Annotated in this window: 9 protein-coding genes and 3 pseudogenes; 5 read left to right on the forward strand and 7 right to left on the reverse strand. The window is 55.8% G+C overall.

Translation table 11 applies throughout. The features are described from left to right. Positions 1-79 precede the first annotated feature (79 nt). From gshB to metK, 6 genes and pseudogenes are all read right to left on the reverse strand, one after another. Positions 80-1,033: a glutathione synthase gene (gene gshB / locus AU509_RS07675; protein ID WP_085651265.1), complete on the reverse strand. Its 954-nt coding sequence runs from the start codon at positions 1,031-1,033 to the stop codon at positions 80-82. 12 nt (positions 1,034-1,045) lie between these two features. Then, positions 1,046-1,780 (reverse strand): 16S rRNA (uracil(1498)-N(3))-methyltransferase, encoded by a 735-nt coding sequence (gene rsmE / locus AU509_RS07680; RefSeq protein ID WP_085651266.1) that lies wholly within the window; start codon positions 1,778-1,780, stop codon positions 1,046-1,048. Positions 1,781-1,893: 113 nt separating this feature from the next. Beyond that, entirely contained in the window at positions 1,894-2,592 is a 699-nt protein-coding gene (gene endA / locus AU509_RS07685; protein WP_085651297.1) for a deoxyribonuclease I, read from the reverse strand. Between the two features lie 95 nt (positions 2,593-2,687). Next, complete coding sequence (locus tag AU509_RS07690; protein WP_094118114.1) at positions 2,688-3,200, reverse strand: SprT family zinc-dependent metalloprotease; 513 nt, start codon at positions 3,198-3,200, stop codon at positions 2,688-2,690. Positions 3,201-3,257: 57 nt separating this feature from the next. Next, positions 3,258-4,648 (reverse strand): annotated as a pseudogene (locus AU509_RS07695) (sugar porter family MFS transporter). A 368-nt stretch (positions 4,649-5,016) separates the two neighbouring features. After that, positions 5,017-6,168: a methionine adenosyltransferase gene (gene metK, locus AU509_RS07700; protein ID WP_085651268.1), complete on the reverse strand. Its 1,152-nt coding sequence runs from the start codon at positions 6,166-6,168 to the stop codon at positions 5,017-5,019. 707 nt (positions 6,169-6,875) lie between these two features. Here metK and speA point away from each other — a divergent pair. Beyond that, a complete protein-coding gene (gene speA, locus AU509_RS07710; protein WP_085651269.1) occupies positions 6,876-8,855 on the forward strand; it encodes a biosynthetic arginine decarboxylase in 1,980 nt (659 codons plus the stop codon). A 257-nt stretch (positions 8,856-9,112) separates the two neighbouring features. Here the strand turns inward: speA and loiP are convergent, their stop codons facing one another. Then, positions 9,113-9,865, reverse strand: coding sequence for a metalloprotease LoiP (gene loiP / locus AU509_RS07715; protein ID WP_085651270.1), 753 nt, complete (start codon positions 9,863-9,865; stop codon positions 9,113-9,115). Positions 9,866-10,222: 357 nt separating this feature from the next. Between loiP and tkt the strand changes: the two are divergent. The 4 genes and pseudogenes from tkt to fbaA all read left to right on the forward strand — a co-directional run bounded on the left by tkt (position 10,223) and on the right by fbaA (position 15,984). Further along, positions 10,223-12,216, forward strand: a pseudogene (tkt, locus tag AU509_RS07720) (transketolase). Between the two features lie 331 nt (positions 12,217-12,547). Then, positions 12,548-13,563 (forward strand): annotated as a pseudogene (gene epd / locus AU509_RS07725) (erythrose-4-phosphate dehydrogenase). 68 nt (positions 13,564-13,631) lie between these two features. Next, complete coding sequence (gene pgk / locus AU509_RS07730) at positions 13,632-14,795, forward strand: phosphoglycerate kinase (protein WP_085651273.1); 1,164 nt, start codon at positions 13,632-13,634, stop codon at positions 14,793-14,795. 109 nt (positions 14,796-14,904) lie between these two features. Further along, positions 14,905-15,984 (forward strand): class II fructose-bisphosphate aldolase, encoded by a 1,080-nt coding sequence (fbaA, locus tag AU509_RS07735; RefSeq protein ID WP_085651274.1) that lies wholly within the window; start codon positions 14,905-14,907, stop codon positions 15,982-15,984. The last annotated feature ends 35 nt before the right edge of the window (positions 15,985-16,019 follow it).

Genomic DNA, 16,019 nt, shown 5'->3' on the forward strand with positions numbered 1-16,019 from the left:
TTTCGGTTCGCCGCCAGCCGACGAACCCGGCAGATGTGCATGGTCGACCGGGGATCGCTTCCAGGCCGTCGAAGAGTGATTAGCGCGCGGACAGCCGCCGTTCGATGGCGTCCATCAACATGCCGGTGATGGAGACATCAGGGAACGCAGCTTCAATTTCACGTACGCAGGTCGGGCTGGTGACGTTAATCTCGGTCAGACGGTCGCCGATGATATCCAGACCGACGAAAATCAGTCCTTTCTCTTTCAAAATCGGGGCGATAGTCCGGGCGATCCGCCAGTCGCTCTCGCTCAGCGGACGCGCTTCTCCTCGGCCGCCGGCGGCTAGATTACCGCGTGTTTCTCCGCCTTGCGGGATGCGGGCCAGGCAGTAAGGAACCGGTTCTCCATCCACCACGAGCACGCGTTTGTCGCCGTCTTTGATGGCGGGCAGATAATTCTGCGCCATGCAGTAGCGGCTGCCGTGTTCGGTGAGCGTTTCGATGATGACCGACACGTTGGCGTCATCCTGTTTCAGACGGAAGATGGAAGCGCCGCCCATGCCGTCCAGCGGCTTGAGGATCACGTCTTTATGCTGCTGGTGGAACTCGCGCAGCTTGTCGGCGCGGCGAGTGACCAGCGTCGCCGGCGTCAGTTCGGAGAACCAGGCGGTGAACAGCTTTTCATTGCAGTCGCGCAGACTTTGCGGTTTGTTGACGATCAACGTGCCTTTTTCTTCCGCGCGCTCAAGGATATAGGTGGCGTAGATGAACTCGGTATCGAACGGCGGATCTTTTCGCATCAGCACCACGTCCAGCTCATGCAGGGCGATATCCTGCGCATCGCCGAACTGATACCAGCCGTCGTAGTTGTGCTCGACGCTCAGTTGACGCGTGGTGGCGCGCGCTTCGCCCGCGTTCAGATAGAGATCGTCCATCTCCATATAATGCAGCTCCCAGCCCCGACGCTGCGCTTCCAACAGCATGGCGAAACTGGTGTCTTTTTTGATGTTGATGGCTGCAATCGGGTCCATCACGATGCCGAGTTTGATCATTCTCTTACTCCTTTACCCCAGATCGCCGAATCGAACCTGCAATGCGGTGATTGCGGTGAGCGCTGTGGTTTCTGTACGCAGAACGCGAGGCCCCAGCAGAATATCGGTAAAGCCGTGTTCTGCCGTCATCGCAATTTCATCGGACGAAAGGCCGCCTTCCGGGCCAATCAGTAGACGGACGCGCTGCACCGGCGTGGGCAGCGTATTGATGCTGTGTGTCGCCCGCGGATGCAGGTTTAGTTTTAACCCATTGTCCGGCTCTGCGCACCAGCTTTCCAGCGACAGGGGAGGACGAATGAGCGGAATACGGTTTCTACCGCACTGTTCGCAGGCGCCAATGGCGATTTTTTGCCATTGAGACAGCTTCTTCTCCAGACGGTCTCCGTCCAGCTTGACGCCGCAACGTTCTGAAAACAGTGGGGTAATTTCATTCACGCCCAGCTCAATGGATTTCTGGATAGTGAATTCCATTTTCTCTCCGCGGGAAATCACCTGCCCAAGATGCAGGTGCAGCGGAGACTCGCGGTCTTCCTGCTGTGCGGCGGCGTAGCGTACCTGTACTCGTTTTTTGTCGGCCAGAAGAATTTCCGCATCGAAAATGCAGTTGCTGCCGTCAAATAACTGTAGCGCCTGACCGCGGTTCATGCGCAGTACGCGGCCGATATGGTTAGCGGCATCTGCGCTCAGGTCGGTTTCGCCGCCGTTGGGAGATAGCGTTTCGGGATGGAAAATGCGCGGTATTCGCATTGATGTTCTGGCCTTTACGTCATGTCTGTCGGAATGGGCGGGTCGCCCGGGTGGAGCCCACCACCGTCCACGGACGGTGGTGTTTAGGACTTAAGCTATAGTAGGTAGCCGGATCACTGCTGGCAAGCTTGTTGCACGTAGGGGTTGTGATTGCCTTGTACCTGGGCGATGCGATTGTCGCGGGTGCATTCCCACTGCGTCACGGGATATTGCCGGTTCCAGGTTTCAAACAGCTGGGTCTGCTGGCGGGAGAGCGTCAGATGATAGCGGTCGCGCATGTAAAAATAGGTCCGGGCAATCGGGCCGCGTGCGCGTTCGGGGGGCTCAGCCATCTTGTTTTTGAAGTCGATTTTCATCTCGCACTGACCGTACTGCTTCTCGCCGCCGTTCCATTGGTTATACATCAGATTGCCGCGGTCGCCGTTGACCTCGCCGATAGCCGGTTCCAGGTTATGCAGATCGGTTTCCATTTCGCGGTAGACCTCATCCCGCTCGCAGTTCTTGCGTCCGCCGTTCTGCCAGCACTGGCGCTGGTGACCGAACTGCCATGCCGGAACGACGTGTTCCCATTCGATACGGCTGGCGCGATTGGCGTTCTTGCGGACTTCATAACCACAGGACTGCAGGTCGGGGATACCTTTTTTACCCTGCCAGGTAATGCGGCAGCCGCAATAGAAGCTGCCCGGCGCGTCTTGGTTGATTTTCACCGCAGCGGCTTTTGCCTGAGTGAAACTATGGATTTCCTGGCTGAGCGCAGAAAAAGTCATCAGGCCGCAGCCCACGGTAGCAATAACAAGAATTTTGCGAAGCATGTTCCAAAGCGCCTTAGGCAGAAAAGCGAGCAGAGTACCGGAAGCGCTCCGGTGAGGCAACGCCGCGCCCGGTCGGAAAAAACTGGAATCTGCGATCAACTCGCTTCTTTTTCATCGCGTCTGAGGGGGGTTCCGCAGCGGCGGCAGCGGTACTCGGTTTCACCGCGAAGAATGCGGTTATGGCGCCTCACCGTCAGTTCGTGTTGCTGACAGGCGCACTGATAAAGGAAGGTTTTTCCTCGCACTGATGCCACGGCAAAGGTGTGCGTACGCCGAGCCGGCACCGCCAGAATGTGCTCCATCATCCATCGCCAGGCTTTACCGTGCGGGGTTGCTTTACCAAAGCGCGCGTAAACCAACAGATGCGCCAACTCATGGGGCACGACTTCATCAATAAAGGCCTGCTGATTTTCCTGCAATAGCACGGGGTTGATGCGAATTTCCCACTCCTGCAGCCAGGCGCTGCCGGCGGTGGCGCCGCGCTGAGTGTAGGTGACGGCGGGTTCGGGATAGTCGCTGTCGAGAGCGGTATTGGCCAGCGCCAGCTTTTCCCGCAGGCAGCGCATCACCGCCTGTTGGAGTGCGATAGGGACGCGTTCAGTCTTCATGGCGTCAAGCATACGGTGACCGGGGCACGGTTGTAAACGTGCCCCGGCGTAGGGGGGTTATTCGCCGATATTACGCAGGCGCTTACCGGACATCAGGTTATGTTCGATGTGCTCTAGCGAAACATTTTTGGTTTCCGGAATCAGCAGCAGCGTCAGCACGATGAACAGGACGTTGAGGCCGCCGTAGACCCAGAAGGTGTTTGCGTTGCCCAAGGTGTTCAACAAGGTCAGGAAGGTGGCTCCAACGATCATGTTGGCGATCCAGTTCGTGGTTGTTGAGACCGTGATGCCGAAATCACGGCCGCGTAGCGGCTGGATCTCGGAGCACAGAACCCAGATTAACGGACCGGCGCTCATGGCGAATCCGACAATAAACATCAGCAGCATGATGATGGCGGCATACTGCATGGCGCTGGAGGCAATGCCGATGTGCAGCATCGTTCCGAGTACGCCCATACCGCAGGCCATGACCACGAAGCCCAGAATCAGCGTCGGCTTGCGTCCCCAGCGGTCGACCAGACCGATGGCGATGAAGGTGGCCAACACGTTGACGGCCCCGACGATCACCGTTCCCCACATCTGCTGTCCGGTACTGGTGAAGCCAGCGATGTCGAAGATCTTCGGCGCGTAGTACATGATCACGTTCATGCCGGTGAACTGTTGCATCACCTGCAGCAGAATGCCGAGGTAAACCGCGCGGCGGAAATTGGGATTACTGGTGAACAGCGCCCAGCCGCTCTGCTTGATTTGCAGGCTTTCTCGGATCTCATCCAGCTCCTTTTTCGCCTGTTCGGTCGAGTCGCGCAGCCTGTCCAGGACACGTCTGGCGTCGTTAAAGCGTCCTTTGGCCGCCAGCCAGCGCGGGCTGCCCGGTAGGAAGAACACCCCGATAAACAGCAGCACCGCGGGGAGGTGATCACCCCCAACATCCAGCGCCAGGAGCCGGTATAGCTGAACGCCGTGTCGGACAGATAAGCGCCGAGAATACCAATGGTAATCATCAGCTGATACATGGAGATCATGCTGCCGCGAATTTTCTCGGGCGCGATCTCGGACAGATACAGCGGTGCTGTATAAGACGCCACGCCGACGGCGAGACCGAGGATGACGCGGGAGATGATCAATACATCAACGTTAGGCGCTAATGCCGAGCTTAGCGATCCGATGACGAACAGAACGGACGCTATCATCAGGCTGGTTTTTCTGCCCAGATGAGACGAAAGCCAGCCGCTGCCGATAGCGCCGATAGCCGCGCCGAACATCATTGAGCTGACAACCCACTCCTGCTGATGACTTGTCATTTGAAACGTTTGCGTGATAAACGGCAGCGCGCCGGCGATCACCCCGATATCCAGACCGAACAGCAGCCCTGCCAGCGCGGCAAGAAAGCAGACCAAAAACGTCATGGTTTTATTGGATGCTCTGTTGTTATTTTTAGCCCCAACCATAGAACCTCACTTGTTAATCCTGACCCCTGGTATGTCGTAGCATAGGCCGCCACGGCATCGTGTTGTGTGATCCGTCCCCGATAGGTGTAAACGGTTACAATTTTGTTGCCAAACCTTTATATTGGCTGGCTATCTATATATGACAAAACGGTATTCAGGCAATCCGAAAAGCGTAAGGGGATAAGTTGTAATCGATTACAAAAAAGACGAGAAGAACGAGGTAAATTGCATCAGCGAGGTTTATCAAGGTGTTACGTGAAGGCCAATGTAGCCAGAATGAGGCGAGAGGTCAGTGCGGAAGTGTCTGAAAAGCGCGGAGTATGAAGAACACCAAAGCAGACGAGCTGGCTTTGGTGGAAATGCGGAGATTACAGGCCAGCGGCGTCGCGCAGTTTAGGCGCGACGTCGGTTTTCTCCCACGGGAAATGCTCGCGACCAAAGTGGCCGTACGCAGCGGTTTCCTGATAGATCGGGTGCAGCAGATCCAGCATCTGGATCAGGCCGTACGGACGCAGATCGAAGTATTCGCGCACCAGTTCAGCCAGTCGATCGGAGGAGATCTTCTCGGTGCCGAAGGTTTCAACGGCGATAGACGTCGGCTCAGCCACGCCAATGGCGTAGGACACCTGAATTTCACAACGATCGGCCAGGCCTGCGGCCACGATGTTCTTCGCCACATAACGCGCGGCATAAGCGGCAGAACGGTCAACTTTAGACGGATCTTTACCGGAGAACGCGCCGCCGCCGTGACGCGCTGCGCCGCCGTAGGTATCGACGATGATCTTACGACCAGTCAGACCGCAGTCGCCCATTGGGCCGCCGATAACGAAACGGCCGGTCGGGTTGATGAAGTATTTGGTTCCTGCGGTCAGCCACTCGGCCGGCAGCACAGGTTTGATGATCTCTTCCATCACCGCTTCCTGAAGATCCTTCAGTTTGATGTCTTCAGAGTGCTGAGTGGACAGAACTACGGCATCGATACCAGCGATTTTGCCGTTATCGTAAGCGAAGGTGACCTGGCTTTTCGCGTCCGGACGCAGCCACGGCAGCGCGCCGTTTTTACGGACTTCGGACTGGCGTTGTACCAGACGGTGGGCGAAGGTGATCGGCGCGGGCATCAGCACGTCGGTTTCGTTGGTCGCGTAACCAAACATTAGGCCCTGGTCGCCCGCGCCTTGCTCCAGCGGATCGGTGCGGTCAACGCCCTGGTTGATGTCCGGAGACTGTTTGCCGATGGCGCTCAGCACTGCGCAGGAGTTGGCGTCGAATCCCATATCGGAATTCACGTAGCCAATGTCGCGAACCGTGCGACGCGTAATCTCTTCAATATCTACCCAGGCGCTGGTCGTAATTTCTCCACCGACTAACACCATTCCGGTTTTGACGTAAGTTTCGCAAGCGACGCGTGCTTTGGGATCCTGTTCCAGAATCGCATCAAGAACCGCGTCAGAGATCTGGTCGGCAATTTTGTCAGGATGTCCTTCGGAAACAGACTCGGATGTAAATAGGTGTCTAGCCATGAGTTTCTTTACCTTGTAAAAGCAAAGCCGTTAAGCAGTGAATCGGTTAATCGGTATAGACGGATTAACATCTGGATGGCTATTTTAGGTCGGTTTTTAGTCCCATTGCCAGCAGTTTTTGCCCGCCGATCCGGATCCCGTGGGGTGGTCTCTCGCGTGGTTTGTCGCAACTCCGTGGATTGTTACGAATTTCATTTTGATTTTCGACGGTGGGATCGGTATAACCGGCGCTCGGTTTTGATACCCGTGATATGCTTACTTTTTGCCGTTTCCGTTAATGGCCAGACTGCATAGCCTGCGGCCTGCTGGGAGGTGATAGGATTAATGACCCGTTGTTTGTTCAGTGAGCCGCGCTCGCCGCGCCGCGCCGTCGCCGCTATGGCGTCTTCGTATCACCTCTTTCCGCTTTCAGCCCAGCTTAGCCTGTCCCGCAGTGCAACGCAGGATTCCCGCGCTGGCTGACCCGTCTTTCATTCCTGTGCAGATGGACGCCGCGCGTTCTTCTGATGATGGTTTCCCTGGATTTTTACCGAAACATATCTCGGAGCCTGACATCGTGCTTTACACTGAAAAGAGTCACAAAACGACGCCAGACTATTGTCTGTCGGGTTCTGCATCGTTACTGGTGCGGACAGAACGCATGTTTCAGGTTGTCTACGCTGGAGCATCCATGATTGCCGATATTGCTATAACAGAAGGGGACTGCCATGTCTGACGACATGATCCATTCACGCTCGTCAGCGGCGGGTAAGCACGACAATGTACGCTCCATGCAGGAGGTGGCCATGAATGATCGCGATGCCAGCGAAATGCTGCGCACCTACAACATTGCCTGGTGGGGCAATAACTATTATGACGTCAACGAGCTGGGGCATATCACCGTCTGTCCCGACCCGGATGTGCCTGAAGCTCGCGTCGATCTGGCGCAGTTGGTGAAAGAGCGGCAGGGCAAAGCCGATCGTCGTCTGCCCGCGCTGTTCTGCTTCCCGCAGATCCTGAAGCACCGTCTGCGCTCCATCAACGGCGCGTTCCAGCGTGCGCGCGAGTCCTTCGGCTACGAGGGCGGCTACTTTTTGGTTTACCCGATTAAGGTGAACCAGCACCGCAGGGTGATCGAATCGCTGGTGAATTCCGGCGAGCCGCTGGGACTGGAAGCCGGTTCCAAAGCGGAACTGATGGCCGTGCTCGGCCATGCCGGCATGACCCGCACCGTCATCGTCTGCAATGGCTACAAAGACCGCGAATATATTCGTCTGGCGCTGATTGGCGAAAAACTGGGGCACAAAGTGTACCTGGTGATTGAGAAAATGTCGGAAATCCGACTGGTGCTGGAAGAAGCGGAGCGCCTGAACGTGGTGCCGCGTTTGGGCGTGCGCGCGCGACTGGCCTCTCAGGGATCGGGCAAATGGGAGTCCAGCGGCGGCGAAAAATCCAAATTCGGACTGGCGGCGGTGCAGGTGCTACAGCTGGTCGAAATGCTGCGCGAGGCCAACCGTTTGGAAAGCCTGCAATTGCTGCATTTCCACCTCGGCTCTCAGCTGGCGAATATCCGGGATATCGCGACCGGCGTACGCGAATCGGCCCGTTTCTATGTCGAACTGCACAAGCTGGGCGTGAATATTCAGTGCTTCGACGTGGGCGGTGGCTTGGGCGTGGACTATGAAGGGACGCGCTCACAGTCGGACTGCTCCGTTAACTATGGCCTGAACGAATACGCCAACAACGTAATTTGGGGTATCGGCGACGCTTGTAACGAACATGGCCTGCCGCATCCGATGGTCATCACCGAGTCCGGTCGCGCACTGACCGCGCACCACACCGTGTTGGTGTCCAACATCATCGGCGTGGAGCGCAACGAATTCAGCGAGCCGGAAGCGCCGGGTGAAGACGCGCCGCGTGCGCTCGAAAGTATGTGGTCGACCTGGAAGGAGATTACCCAAACGGGTAATCGTCGCTCCTTGCGCGAATGGCTGCACGACAGTCAGATGGACCTGCACGACGTCCACACGCAGTATGCGCATGGCATGCTGGATCTGACGCAGCGGGCGAGGGCGGAACAGCTGTATCTCAGCATCTGCCAACGTATCCAGCAGCAGCTTGATCCCAGCAATCGCGCGCACCGACCGATCATCGACGAACTGCAGGAGCGGATGGCGGACAAGCTGTACGTCAACTTCTCGCTGTTCCAGTCCATGCCGGATGCGTGGGGGATCGACCAACTGTTCCCGGTCTTGCCGTTGGAAGGGCTGGATAAGCTGCCGGAGCGTCGCGCGGTCTTGCTGGATATCACCTGCGACTCCGATGGCGCGATCGATCATTATATCGATGGGGACGGTATCGCTACGACAATGCCGATGCCGCCGTACAATCCGGAAGATCCGCCGCTGCTGGGCTTCTTCATGGTGGGCGCTTACCAGGAAATCCTGGGCAACATGCATAACCTGTTCGGCGATACCGCCACCGTGGATGTTTTTGTCGGTGAAGACGGCAAGGTCGATGTGGTGGAGTCAGACGAAGGCGATACCGTCGCGGATATGCTGGAGTACGTGCAGCTGAATCCGGATGTGCTGATGTCTCGCTTCCGCGATCAGGTGAAAGCGGCTCAGTTGCAGCCAGAGCTGCGTGCCCAGTTCCTGCATGAGTTCGAAACCGGGCTTTACGGTTACACCTACCTCGAAGACGAGTAACGCGTCCGGAGGCGTCACAATACGAGAAGGCTGAGTGTGAACTCAGCCTTTATTGTTTCTGGCATTGCCACACCGCGCGTTGACGTTAACGCGTTGTCCCATAAGACAGGGTGCCACGCGGGCAACCGAACGACGTTCAGGCTGGATCAATCGCAATGCGATCAAGATGTCAGGCTGGCCAAGTGAGCGGAGAGGGCGGAAGTCGAAATGAAAAGGGCGCCGGGGCGCCCTTTGTCGTTATCTGAAAGCGTCAGCGATTATTTGTTTTCGGTGATGCGCTTGCGGATATGTTCAGCACGTTCTTTAGACGCCGGGTGGGAGTCAAACATGCTGCTGTCGCGGCCGGCATCCATCTTCGCCAGTTTCTCGAAGCTGGTCGCCAGACCTTCGCGGTTTACGCCACGTTTTTTCAGCAGATCGAAGGAGTAGTCATCAGCCTGAGATTCCTGAGCCTGAGAGAACTGTGCATTGACCAGCGCTTCGCCCAGATCGGCCAACTGAGACTTGGACAGCGTAGCAGCAACGCCGCCCGCAGATGCAGCCGCGGAACGTGCAGCTTCTGCCGCGTAAGCGACCTGCATAGCTTTACGGCTATGACCCAGCGCGACGTGACCCATTTCATGACCCAGAACGCCTTCGACTTCGTTATCGTTCATCATGTCCATCAGGCCGCTGTATACGCGGATGCAACCGTTAGCCATCGCCCAGGCGTTGACGTCTTTAGTCAGGTAAACTTTGTAGTTAGCCGGGGTGCCGTTGATGTCGTGACCGAGTGCGTTGGCGATTTTGTTCAGACGCTTGGTGTATTTGCTGTTGGCGGGTGCGATGCTCGCCTCTTTATCCATTTCCTGGCAAGACTGCGCGCTGAGCGTTTTCACATCTGAATCACTCAGAGAGGCCGCTTTGAAAGCCTGGGTGCCGGACTGCAGCATCTGCGCTGCGTCCATGCTCTTACAGCCGCTCAATGACGTTGCCATGACGATAGCTAATAGTGAAACTCGTAATTTCATCCCTGTTCTCCCTAGGATTGTAAATAAAAACAACGCGTCTTCGACTAAAGACGTAATAAAAGCAGGGATAATGTAAGGGAATGTACATGGTATTAATAGGAATAAATGCAGAACATTCTATTCGTCGGGAAATAGTACGCCGCATCCCTGAATGGGCGGGCAATCGCGACGTTTGACGGTGCTGCGATGGCGTGAATCCCCCGTCCTAAGGCGCTCGGCCCATACGGTTCCCAGTGCATTCAGCCGGGTTTTCATGTACATTTAGAACTATCTCTTCTTGGTCTTTTCGGGCTAACGTTTTGATTTATATATCGTGTGTTCGGCAAGACACTTGTTCAATCCGATCTGGAGTAAAGCATGTCCTCTCGTAAAGAACTTGCCAATGCTATCCGTGCGTTGAGCATGGATGGTGTGCAGAAGGCCAAATCTGGCCATCCGGGCGCACCGATGGGTATGGCCGATATCGCCGAAGTCCTGTGGCGTGACTACCTTAATCATAACCCTGCTAACCCGCACTGGGCCAACCGCGACCGCTTCGTGCTGTCCAACGGTCATGCCTCCATGCTGATGTACAGCCTGCTGCACCTGACCGGCTATGACCTGCCGCTGGAAGAACTGAAAAACTTCCGTCAACTGCACTCCAAAACGCCGGGTCACCCGGAAGTCGGCTATACGCCGGGCGTGGAAACCACCACGGGGCCGCTGGGTCAGGGGATCGCGAACGCGGTCGGTATGGCGATCGCCGAGCGTACGCTGGCGGCGCAGTTCAACCGTCCGGGACATAACATCGTCGACCACCACACCTACACGTTCCTGGGCGATGGCTGCATGATGGAAGGGATCTCTCACGAGGTCTGTTCACTGGCGGGGACGCTGAAACTCGGCAAACTGACGGCGTTCTACGATGACAACGGTATTTCCATCGACGGTCACATCACCGGATGGTTTACCGATGACACGGCCGCGCGCTTCGAAGCCTACGGCTGGCATGTGATCCGCGGTATCGACGGTCACGATGCGGATGCGATCAAACGCGCTATCGGCGAAGCACAGTTGGTGACCGACAAACCGTCTCTGCTGATGTGCAAAACGGTCATCGGCTTCGGTTCTCCGAACAAGCAGGGCACGCATGAAGTGCACGGCGCGGCGCTGGGCGATGCCGAAGTGGCCGCGACTCGTAAAAACATCGGCTGGAACTACGGTCCGTTCGAAATCCCAGCGGAAATTTACGCTGAGTGGGATGCTCGCGATGCGGGACAGCGCAAAGAGTCGCTGTGGAACAAGGCATTCGACGCTTACGCGAGTGCCTATCCGGATCTGGCCGCTGAATTCCGTCGCCGCGTCGACGGCGAACTGCCGGCAAACTGGCAGGCGGAGTCCGCTAAATACGTTGAAGAGCTGCAGGCTAACCCAGCCAGCATCGCCAGCCGTAAGGTTCGCAGAATGCGTTGGAGAGCTACGGCAAACTGCTTCCTGAATTCCTGGGCGGCTCAGCCGATTTGGCGCCAAGCAACCTGACTATGTGGTCTGGATCGAAGCCGTTGAATGAAGATCCGGTGGGCAACTACATCCACTACGGCGTGCGCGAGTTCGGTATGACCGCTATCGCTAACGGGATTGGCCTGCACAGCGGATTCATTCCTTACACCGCCACCTTCCTGATGTTCGTGGAATACGCGCGTAACGCGGTACGTATGGCGGCGCTGATGAAACTGCGCAGTATCTACGTTTATACCCATGATTCCATCGGTCTGGGTGAAGATGGCCCGACTCACCAGCCTGTTGAACAGCTGGCCAGCCTGCGCGTAACGCCGAACCTGAGCACATGGCGACCGGCCGACCAGGTCGAGACCGCCGTGGCATGGAAATATGCGATTGAACGTCAAGACGGTCCTACCGCGCTGATTCTGTCTCGTCAGAATCTGGCGCAGCAGGAACGCACCGCTGAGCAACTGGCGAATATCGCCAAGGGCGCTTATGTACTGAAAGACAGCGACGGTCAGCCTGACCTGATCCTGATCGCGACCGGTTCTGAAGTAGAACTGGCCGTAGCGGCCTGGCAGCAGCTGACGAACGACGGCGTGAAGGCGCGTGTGGTTTCCATGCCTTCGACTGACGCGTTCGATAAGCAGGATGCCGCGTACCGTGAATCCGTACTGCCTGCCGCCGTGAGCGCGCGCGTGGCGGTGGAAGCTGGTATCGCCGACTACTGGTACAAGTATGTGGGCCTGAACGGAGCGATTGTTGGCATGACCACTTTCGGTGAGTCTGCGCCAGCCGAGCTGCTGTTCAAAGAGTTTGGCTTCACGACCGAAAACGTCGTGGCTAAGGCAAAAGCCCTGCTGAAATAAGCGCTGCGTTTCACTAAAAAGGCCGGGGAAACTCCCGGCCTTTTTTGATCTGCGATCCCTGCTTTTACGAGGCGACAAGTAGTTGTATTCATTTTTTTGACGTACATCACTCTTCTGGCACATGCCTGTGGGGACGATTCCTTTTGACAATGAATTCGTTTATGCTAGCTGAAGCGTTTCAGTCATCGGAGCAGTCACCTTATTCCGCTAAATCAGCCGGGTTTTACGGGCCGATGACGAAGAAAACGCAAGGTATAACCAACGGTTTATTCCTGAAGATGTACTGATTATTCTATAGGACCAGCGGTTTTATCATTACACAGGGAATTTCATGACGATCCGTATTGCGATAAACGGTTTTGGTCGGATAGGACGCAGCGTATTGCGGGCTCTCTATGAGTCCGGGCGGCGCGCCGAGATCTCCGTTGTCGCGATCAATGAGCTGGCGAACGCCGAAGGGATCGCCCACCTGCTCAAGTACGACAGCAGCCATGGCCGTTTTTCGTGGGATGTCGGTCAGGAATGCGACCAGCTGTACGTGGGGGATGACATCATTCGCCTGCTGCACGAGCCTCAGTTGCAAAACCTGCCTTGGAAAGAACTGGGCGTGGACATCGTGCTGGACTGCAGCGGCGTCTACGGCAGCCGGGCTGACGGTGAAGCGCATTTGGCCGCTGGCGCTCGCAAGGTGCTGTTTTCGCATCCCGGTACGCCAGATCTGGACGCCACCGTGGTGTACGGCGTTAACCAGGATGATTTGCGGTCTGACCACCGTCTGGTGTCGAACGCTTCCTGCACCACCAACTGTATTATTCCCGTGATAAAACTGCTCGATGACGCTTTTGGCATTGAAAGCGGTACGGTAACCACCATTCATGCCTCAATGAACGATCAGCCGGTGATTGACGCGTATCATCATGATTTGCGCCGCACGCGGGCGCCAGCCAGTCAATCATTCCGGTGGACACCAAGCTGGCGGCGGGAATTACGCGTTTTTTCCCGAAGTTTCAGGATCGTTTCGAAGCGATTTCCGTGCGGGTTCCCACCACGAACGTCACGGCGATCGATCTAAGTGTTAGCGTGAGAAGTAAAGTAAACGTCTGCGAAATCAATAGCCTGCTGCAAAGCTCAGCGCGAGGGGCATTTCGTGGTATAGTTGACTACACAGAATTACCGTTAGTTTCGGCCGATTTTAATCACGATCCGCACAGCGCGATCGTAGACGGAACACAAACCCGGGTCAGTGGACATCATCTGATAAAAACACTGGTCTGGTGCGATAATGAATGGGGCTTCGCCAACCGTATGTTGGATACAACTCGGGCAATGGCGGCCTGCGGATTCTAGTACGCGGCGGCGGTTCTGCCGACGCCTCGCTCAAGCAACTTTAAGAGAATCAACCAAGAGGATTCACCATGGCTGTAATTAAGATGACCGATCTGGATCTGGCTGGCAAACGTGTGCTGATCCGTGCGGATCTGAATGTACCGGTTAAAGCTGGCAAAGTGACGTCCGATGCGCGTATCCGCGCATCTCTGCCGACAATCGAAAAAGCGCTGAAGCAGGGTGCCCGCGTGATGGTGACTTCTCACCTGGGTCGTCCTACCGAAGGCGAATACAACGAAGAATTTTCTCTGCTGCCGGTTGTTAACTACCTGAAAGACAAACTGTCTTCACCAGTACGTCTGGCGAAAGACTACCTGGAAGGCGTTGATGTAGCGGAAGGCGAACTGGTTGTTCTGGAAAACGTCCGCTTCAACAAAGGCGAGAAGAAAGACGACGAAGTGCTGGCTAAAAAATACGCCGCGCTGTGCGACGTGTTCGTCATGGACGCCTTCGGTACGGCTCACCGCGCTCAGGCTTCAACTCACGGTGTTGGTAAATTCGCACCGATCGCCTGTGCAGGTCCGCTGCTGTCTGCTGAACTGGAAGCGCTGGGTAAAGCCCTGGGCAAACCGGCTCGTCCGATGGTCGCTATTGTCGGTGGTTCTAAAGTTTCCACCAAACTGACCGTGCTGGACTCTCTGTCTAAAATCGCTGACCAGCTGATCGTCGGTGGCGGTATCGCCAACACCTTCATCGCGGCTCAGGGCCACAACGTGGGTAAATCCCTGTATGAAGCGGACCTGATTCCGGAAGCGAAAAAACTGCTGGAAACTTGCGACATTCCGGTACCGACCGATGTGCGCGTAGCGACTGAGTTCTCTGAAACCGCCAGCTGCACGATGAAATCCGTCTCTGAAATCAAAGATGACGAACAGGTTCTGGATCTGGGCGACGTTTCTGCAGAACGCCTGGCTGAAATCCTGAAAAATGCCAAGACTATCCTGTGGAACGGTCCGGTAGGTGTGTTCGAATTCCCGAACTTCCGTAAAGGCACCGAAGTGATCGCACAGGCGATTGCCGATAGCGACGCTTTCTCCATCGCGGGCGGCGGCGATACTCTGGCAGCTATCGACCTGTTCGGTATTGAAGACAAAATCTCTTACATCTCTACTGGCGGCGGCGCCTTCCTTGAGTTCGTTGAAGGTAAAAAACTGCCGGCCGTAGTGATGCTGGAAGAACGCGCTAAGCAGTAATGACGAACGACGGGAGAGGTATCTCCCGTTTGCGGTTGTCTCTATGCTGAGGTGGAGGCAACCGTTGCTATCTCTAACCCCCCACGGCCAACGAAACAGGACACGTAACATGTCTAAAATCTTCGATTTCGTAAAACCTGGTGTCATCACTGGTGATGACGTACAGAAAGTTTTTGCAGTCGCAAAAGAAAACAAATTTGCTCTGCCCGCCGTTAACTGTGTCGGTACCGACTCAATTAACGCCGTGCTGGAAACTGCTGCAAAAGTTCGCGCACCTGTCATTGTACAGTTCTCCAACGGCGGTGCTGGCTTTATCGCAGGTAAAGGCCTGAAATCCGATGTTCCGCAGCAGGCGGCTATCCAGGGTGCTATCTCTGGCGCGCATCACGTTCATCAGATGGCTGAATACTATGGTGTTCCGGTTATTCTGCACACTGACCACTGCGCTAAGAAACTGCTGCCGTGGCTGGACGGACTGCTGGACGCTGGCGAAAAATTCTTCGCTGCTCACGGCAAACCGCTGTTCTCTTCTCACATGATCGACCTGTCTGAAGAGTCTCTGGAAGAAAACATCGAAATCTGCAGCAAATACCTGACTCGCATGGCGAAACTGGGTATGACTCTGGAAATCGAACTGGGTTGCACCGGCGGTGAAGAAGATGGCGTAGATAACAGCCATCTGGACAACTCCGCGCTGTACACTCAGCCGGAAGACGTGGCTTACGCGTACGAAAAACTGAACGCTATCAGCCCGCGTTTCACCATCGCGGCTTCCTTCGGTAACGTACACGGCGTTTACAAGCCGGGTAACGTACAGCTGACGCCGAAAATCCTGCGCAACTCTCAGGACTTCGTTTCTGAAAAATACAACCTGCCGCACAACAGCCTGAACTTCGTGTTCCACGGCGGTTCTGGTTCTACTGCTGCAGAAATCGAAGAAGCGGTTGGCTACGGTGTTATCAAAATGAACATCGATACCGACACCCAGTGGGCTACCTGGGAAGGTATTCTGGAATACTACAAGAAAAACGAAGGCTACCTGCAGGCACAGCTGGGTAACCCGGAAGGCGCTGACAAGCCGAACAAGAAATACTACGACCCGCGTGCATGGCTGCGTGCTGCGCAGAGCACCATGATCGCTCGTCTGGAACAAGCCTTTAAAGAACTGAACGCGATCGACGTTCTGTAATAAATACGATTTAAATGGCTTCAATAAGGCTCCTT

It is taken from the genome of Lonsdalea britannica, assembly GCF_002111595.1.
GTDB classification, from domain to species: domain Bacteria; phylum Pseudomonadota; class Gammaproteobacteria; order Enterobacterales; family Enterobacteriaceae; genus Lonsdalea; species Lonsdalea britannica.

Excerpts from the sequence above, each read along its gene's own strand:
- speA (WP_085651269.1), top strand. The coding sequence starts at position 6,876 with ATGTCTGACGACATGATCCATTCACGCTCGTCAGCGGCGGGTAAGCAC.
- AU509_RS07690 (WP_094118114.1), bottom strand. The coding sequence starts at position 3,200 with ATGAAGACTGAACGCGTCCCTATCGCACTCCAACAGGCGGTGATGCGC.
- loiP (WP_085651270.1), bottom strand. The coding sequence starts at position 9,865 with ATGAAATTACGAGTTTCACTATTAGCTATCGTCATGGCAACGTCATTG.
- gshB (WP_085651265.1), bottom strand. The coding sequence starts at position 1,033 with ATGATCAAACTCGGCATCGTGATGGACCCGATTGCAGCCATCAACATC.
- metK (WP_085651268.1), bottom strand. The coding sequence starts at position 6,168 with ATGGCTAGACACCTATTTACATCCGAGTCTGTTTCCGAAGGACATCCT.
- rsmE (WP_085651266.1), bottom strand. The coding sequence starts at position 1,780 with ATGCGAATACCGCGCATTTTCCATCCCGAAACGCTATCTCCCAACGGC.
- endA (WP_085651297.1), bottom strand. The coding sequence starts at position 2,592 with ATGCTTCGCAAAATTCTTGTTATTGCTACCGTGGGCTGCGGCCTGATG.
- pgk (WP_085651273.1), top strand. The coding sequence starts at position 13,632 with ATGGCTGTAATTAAGATGACCGATCTGGATCTGGCTGGCAAACGTGTG.
- fbaA (WP_085651274.1), top strand. The coding sequence starts at position 14,905 with ATGTCTAAAATCTTCGATTTCGTAAAACCTGGTGTCATCACTGGTGAT.